Annotated in this window: 2 protein-coding genes and 1 pseudogene; 1 reads left to right on the top strand and 2 read right to left on the bottom strand. The window is 70.1% G+C overall.

The annotated features are described in order from the left end of the window. Nucleotides 1-695: pseudogene (locus tag HYE82_RS35120) on the top strand (hypothetical protein); the annotation flags it as partial. 76 nt (nucleotides 696-771) lie between these two features. On the opposite strand, the gene pyk reads toward HYE82_RS35120, so the two are convergent. Both pyk and HYE82_RS35110 read right to left on the bottom strand, forming a co-directional pair. After that, a complete protein-coding gene (gene pyk, locus HYE82_RS35115; protein ID WP_179178281.1) occupies nucleotides 772-2,202 on the bottom strand; it encodes a pyruvate kinase in 1,431 nt (476 codons plus the stop codon). 61 nt (nucleotides 2,203-2,263) lie between these two features. After that, nucleotides 2,264-3,481, bottom strand: a complete 1,218-nt coding sequence (locus tag HYE82_RS35110; protein ID WP_179178280.1) for an acetate kinase — start codon at nucleotides 3,479-3,481, stop codon at nucleotides 2,264-2,266. Nucleotides 3,482-3,530 lie beyond the last annotated feature (49 nt).

Genomic DNA, 3,530 nt, shown 5'->3' with positions numbered 1-3,530 from the left:
CGTCCGCCCCGGCCCCGAACCCCTCGGCCGACGCGATCCGCGAAGCCGCGAAGAAGGCCGGCGTCGACGTCCGCGAGCTGCCCCAGGACGTCAAGGACACCGCGGCCAAGCCCAAGGACGAGACGGGCAACTCCGACAAGGACGACGCCGAAAAGGACGACGAGGACAAGGCCGGGGAGACGAATGACGCGGACGGGAAGCAGCCCTTCCCGTGCCCGACCTACGACGCCAAGGCCCTGGCCGATGCCGAACTGGAGCCGGGGATCCCGCTCCTGCCGGACGAGCCCTGGTACCTGGACAGTTCGCTGCTGACCCTCTACGGCCTGGACTACAAGGGCATCGTCGAGGTGAAGACCGCGAGCGGGAAGACCAAGAAGGTCCTGAAGTTCACCGCGGACTCGCTGGACATCAAGGACCTCTACCAGACCGTCGGCAAGAGTGGGAACGTCGCCCACCTGAAGTCCCGCCCGGGCTCCACGTCCAAGATCCGCGGCGGCGAGGTGACGATGTACACGGAGAACCTCAAGGGCAACCTGTTCGGGATCATCCCGATCGAGTTCTCCCCGAACAGCCCGCCACCCCTGAACGTCCCCTTCGCGTTCTTCACGAACGTCAAGGTCGTCCAGGCCGGCCAGTTCGGCGGCACCCTCACCGTCCCGGGCCTGAAGAACTACGTGGGCCCGCCGGAGGGATAGTCCCGCGCACACATGAGGCCCGCTCCGGCAGGAAGCGGGCCTCATGTGTGCGCGGCTGAGCCGGGCGGGGCGGGGGTCAGGCGAGGTCGGGGCCGCCCAGGTGGTGGACGCGGACCATGTTGGTCGTGCCGGGGACGCCGGGCGGGGAGCCGGCCGTGATGATCATCGTGTCGCCGGCGTTGTAGCGGCCGAGCTTGACCATCTCGGAGTCCACCAGGTCGACCATGGCGTCGGTGTTGTCCACGTGCGGGACGACGTGGGACTCCACGCCCCAGCTCAGGGTGAGCTGGTTGCGGGTGTTGACGTCGGTCGTGAACGCCACGATCGGCTGCACGGCGCGGTAGCGCGAGAGTCGGCGGGCGGTGTCGCCGGACTGCGTGAAGGCGACCAGGGCCTTGCCGTCGAGGAAGTCCGCGATCTCGCAGGCGGCACGGGCGACCGAGCCGCCCTGGGTGCGCGGCTTCTTGCCCGGGACCAGCGGCTGCAGGCCCTTGGACAGCAGCTCCTCCTCGGCCGCGGCGACGATCTTCGACATCGTCTTCACGGCCTCGATCGGGTACGCGCCCACCGAGGACTCGGCCGACAGCATGACCGCGTCGGCGCCGTCGAGGATGGCGTTGGCGACGTCGGAGGCCTCCGCGCGGGTCGGGCGGGAGTTGGTGATCATCGACTCCATCATCTGGGTCGCGACGATCACCGGCTTGGCGTTGCGGCGGCACATCTCGATGAGCCGCTTCTGGACCATCGGGACCTTTTCGAGCGGGTACTCGACGGCCAGGTCGCCGCGGGCCACCATGACCGCGTCGAAGGCGGCGACCACGGCCTCCATGTTCTCGACGGCCTGCGGCTTCTCGACCTTGGCGATGACGGGGACCCGGCGGCCCTCCTCGTCCATGACCCGGTGGACGTCCTTGACGTCGTTGGCGTCGCGGACGAAGGACAGGGCGACCATGTCGCAGCCCATCCGCAGGGCGAAGCGGAGGTCGTCGACGTCCTTCTCGGACAGGGCCGGGACGTTCACGGCGGCGCCCGGCAGGTTGATGCCCTTGTGGTCGGAGATGACCCCGCCCTCGATGACGATGGTCTTGACCCGCGGGCCCTCGACCTCGGTCACCCGCAGCTCGACGTTGCCGTCGTTGATCAGGACCTGGTCGCCCTTGGCCACGTCGCCCGGCAGGCCCTTGTACGTGGTGCCGCAGACGGACTTGTCACCCGGGACGTCCTCGGTGGTGATGGTGAACTCGTCACCGCGCACCAGCTCGACGGGGCCCTCGGCGAAGGTCTCCAGACGGATCTTCGGACCCTGGAGGTCGGCGAGGACGCCGACCGCGCGCCCGGTGTCCGCGGAGACCTGCCGGACGCGGTCGTACCGCTCCTGGTGTTCTGCCTGGGAACCGTGGCTGAAATTGAATCGGGCCACGTTCATGCCTGCCTCGATGAGCGCTTTCAGCTGCTCATACGAGTCGACGGCGGGGCCCAGCGTGCAGACGATTTTGGAACGGCGCATGGACGGATCCTATCGGTTTGTTTCGCAGCGGAATATTCCGTCTGGCGGAAAGTCCAAGTGACTACTGGGTAACCAGCGCATACGCCTGGGTGGCGATCTCCAGCTCCTCGTCGGTCGGGACCACGGCCACGGCCACCCGCGCGTGGGCCGGGGAGACGAGCCGCGGCCCGGCCGAGCGCACGGCATTGGCCGCCGGATCCAGCACGAGCCCCAGCTCCGCCAGGCCCTCGACCGCGGCCTCGCGCACCTGGGGGGCGTTCTCGCCCACGCCGGCCGTGAACGCCACCGCGTCCACCCGGCCCAGCACCGCCACGTAGGCGCCGATGTACTTCTTCAGCCGGTGCACGTATGCCGCGAAGGCGAGCCGCGCCGACTCGTCGCCCTCGCCCGCACGCCGCAGCACCTCGCGCATGTCGTTGTCGCCGCACAGGCCCAGAAGACCGCTCTTCTTGTTCAGGAGCGAGTCGATCTCGTCCACCGAGAGGCCGCCCACCCGCGCCAGGTGGAAGACCACCGCCGGATCCAGGTCGCCCGAACGGGTGCCCATGACCAGGCCCTCCAGCGGGGTCAGGCCCATCGAGGTCTCCACGCACACCCCGCCCCGGACCGCCGAGGCCGAGGCCCCGTTGCCCAGGTGCAGCACGATCACGTTCACGTCCTCCACTGGCCGGCCCAGCAGCGCGGCCGCGGCCCGGGAGACGTACGCGTGCGAGGTGCCGTGGAAGCCGTACCGCCGGATCGCGTACTTCTCCGCCGTCGCGGCGTCGATCGCGTACCGGGCGACGTGCTCCGGCATCGTCGCGTGGAAGGCCGTGTCGAAGACCGCCACCTGCGGGAGGTCCCCGCGCAGCGCCCGCGCCACCTCGATGCCGGTCACGTTCGCCGGGTTGTGCAGCGGCGCCAGCGGGATCAGGCTGCGGATTTCCGCCAGCACCTCGTCGTCGATCACCGTCGGGGCGGTGAACCGGGTCCCGCCGTGCACCACCCGGTGCCCGACGGCGGCCAGTTCGGGGGAGTCCAGGCCCATCCCGTCGGCGGCGAGCTCCTCCGCGACCGCAGCCAGGGCCGCCTCGTGGTCGGCGATCGCGCCCACCCGCTCCCGCTTGCCGCCCGCGGCGCCCGGGCCGGCCAGCGGCTCGTGGACGATCCGGGAGGTCTGCTCGCCGATGCGTTCCACCAGGCCGACGGCCAGGCGGGAGGAGTCCGCCATGTCCAGCAGCTGGTACTTCACCGACGAGGAGCCGGAGTTGAGGACGAGGACGCGCGATGCGGTGGTCACGGTGGAGGTCTTTCCTTGGAGGTGAGGAGAGGGGAGGGGAGGACAGGGG

This window comes from Streptomyces sp. BR123, from assembly GCF_013401435.1.
In the GTDB taxonomy this organism is placed as follows: Bacteria; Actinomycetota; Actinomycetes; order Streptomycetales; family Streptomycetaceae; genus Streptomyces.
Note: the sequence above shows the minus strand (reverse complement) of the source record. Positions and strands in the feature narration are given on the sequence as shown.